Annotated in this window: 2 protein-coding genes and 1 pseudogene; 2 read left to right on the top strand and 1 reads right to left on the bottom strand. The window is 39.8% G+C overall.

The window, feature by feature from the left end:
* Positions 1-199, bottom strand: a 199-nt coding sequence (locus QZ548_RS08975) for a YdcF family protein (RefSeq protein ID WP_295869820.1), incomplete at its 3' end; no start/stop codon positions are given.
* 56 nt (positions 200-255) lie between these two features.
* Here QZ548_RS08975 and QZ548_RS08970 point away from each other — a divergent pair.
* Both QZ548_RS08970 and QZ548_RS08965 read left to right on the top strand, forming a co-directional pair.
* On the top strand, positions 256-1,161 hold the full coding sequence (locus QZ548_RS08970) for a LysR family transcriptional regulator (RefSeq protein WP_119209424.1): 906 nt from the start codon (positions 256-258) through the stop codon (positions 1,159-1,161).
* A 389-nt stretch (positions 1,162-1,550) separates the two neighbouring features.
* Positions 1,551-2,607 (top strand): annotated as a pseudogene (locus QZ548_RS08965) (carbon monoxide dehydrogenase); the annotation flags it as partial.

Here is a 2,607-nt window from a genome sequence, read left to right as displayed (position 1 = left end):
CTAGGAGAATCGCTTCTCTCGGAACATCCGTCTCTTCCATCAAATAATTACAAATTGCCTGAGCTTCAGAAATTTTCTCGTCCCCACCTCGACCTCCACTGGCAATGAGTTTAACGTTGGGATTGGACGACTGACGATAAGCCTCTACGGCTTTGTCAATACGGTTCTTAAGTAAGGGAGTTACTTTTTCTCCATTCAATAAGCCTGCACCGTGAATAATAATAAAATCATAATGTTTTGTTATAAGGTGTTTCTATGGATATAAAGGATATTAAATATATAAGTACCATCGTCGAGATGGCATCATTTTCAAAGGCATCTAAAAAACTATATATTTCTCAACCAGCGTTGAGTCAAAGTATTCGTCGTATTGAGGCTGAGTTAGGAGTGCCTTTATTTGCTCGAGATCGGACAAAGGTTGTACCAACGGCTGCAGCCTTACAGATTGCTAAAGAGGGGATGCCCTTAGTAGGAAAGGTAGAGGCTTTAACGCAGTCTATCATTAATCAAGGGTCTGATGCGGCTTACCATGTTCGTATTGGGTTGTCTCAATTCTATGGCCACCATATGTTGGGAAAAACATTGAAGAGCTTTCAACAAATTGAACCTTCTTGGGAATTCCACGTAGTAGAAGGAGAGTCCCATTTTTTGGAACAACAAATTTGTGATGGCTTGGTAGATGTAGGGTTGTTTCCTACACCGATTTATTCTCAAGCTCTTGAAAGCTATCCTGTACTAGATGAGCAAATTCTATTGGCCGTTAGTGTAGAAAATAAAAAAGCCATAGCTATTGCTGATTCGCTTATGACACCGGATGGAATTCATGAAATAGCACCCTTTGGAGCATTTCCGTTTATTCTCATAAGAGAAGGCCTTAAGTTGCGAACTTTGGTAAATCGTCTATGTCAGGCTGAATCCTTCGTACCTAAAGCAGTTATTGGCTCTGAAAATCTGGATACTTGTAGATCCTTGGTGGAGGATGACTATGGTATTACCTTCTTGCCAAGCACATTAAATAGCAAGGGCGATGATGATAAAGTTAAATTTTATCCTCTTGCATCGAAATTGTGTTTCCGTCAGTTAGTATTGGTTGCACGATCGGATAGAGCTAAGCGATTCCATCTAGCTGAAGTGGCGCAGATTATGCAACAATTTTTATAAATTATACAGATGGAATATTGGCGAATTTAATGCTACTAGCAAATAATAATTTGGATATATAAATATATAACTAAGGTATTATATAAAGCAAAAGAGTCTAATTCCTGTAAGTTACAGGAATTAGACTCTTTTGCTTTATGAAGGAAATCTGAAAGTATCGAATTTGATAAATGTAGTTATTATAATGATTTATGGAGGTAAATGAGTCAAAAATTTCTCAAAATTTAATTGACAAATGTCCTTCTAGAAAATATACTTATAGTAGTTTAAAACATATTTTAAAGATAGGATTTAAAACCCATCGTTGAGGTGGAATTAACTTGCATAAAAGTAGAATATGTTTTCTTGTTATTGTCAGTTGGCCTACGTAGGCCCCTAGGAGGTTTATTATGAGTAAAGATGTGGAAAATAAAAATACCCATGACCATAGCCATGGTGAACATCATCATCACCATCATGATCATGACCATCATCACCATGACCATGACCACTGCCATTGTGGCGGTCACCATCACGATCACGACCATGATCATCATCACGATCATGAACATGGTTATGACCATAGTCATGCAAAGGCTATGCCAACGGATAAATGGGTGCCACACACTCATGAACCAGGGGTACCTCATGAACATGGCGTAAACGACTACATGAAAGCTGTTGCAGAATATCGTAAAACTTGGCCTACAAAACAAGATGTTATCGAACAAACACCAGATCCAGCTGTACGCGAAATGATTCTTCGCATGGAGCAAATTGGTTGCGATACAGTATTTGACCGTTTTGATAAACAACAACCACAATGTACTTTCGGTATTGCAGGCGTATGTTGCCGTATCTGCTTCATGGGTCCATGTAAAATTACACCTAAGAGCCCTCGTGGTGTCTGCGGTGCTGATGCTGACCTTATCGTAGCTCGTAATATGACACGCGCTGCTGCAGGTGGCTTGACTCAACACGGTGCGCATGCTCGTGAAATCTTGATTTCCTTGAAAGCTGCCGCTAATGACCAATTGGATATTCCAATTATGGGTGAAGAAAAAATTCGTACTGTATGTAAAGCTTTCAATATCCCTGAAGAAGGCCGTTCCTTAAAAGAAGTGGCTAATGACTTGGCAGATGTATTGCTCGAAGATTTGAGCCGTGCATTGCCTGGCGAATATAAAACAATTACAGCGTTAGCTCCAGCTGAACGTCGTGAAGTATGGAAAAACTTGGATATCTTGCCTATTTCTGCGTATAATGAAGCATTTGATGCATATCATCGTACTTGCGTAGGTACAGATGGCGATTGGGAAAGCAATATGAAACAATTCTTGCGTTGTGGCCTTGCTTTCACATTCACTGGCGTAGTAGCAGCGGACATCGCAACAGATGCCTTGTTCGGTCTTGGTGGTCGTCGTACATCCAAAGTTAACATCGGTGCCTTGAAAAAAGGTTATGTTA

The sequence above is a fragment of the uncultured Veillonella sp. genome, assembly GCF_915069625.1.
Classification (GTDB): domain Bacteria; phylum Bacillota; class Negativicutes; order Veillonellales; family Veillonellaceae; genus Veillonella.
Note: the sequence above shows the minus strand (reverse complement) of the source record. Positions and strands in the feature narration are given on the sequence as shown.

Coding starts and splice junctions, on each gene's coding strand:
- QZ548_RS08970 (WP_119209424.1), top strand. CDS start 256: ATGGATATAAAGGATATTAAATATATAAGTACCATCGTCGAGATGGCA.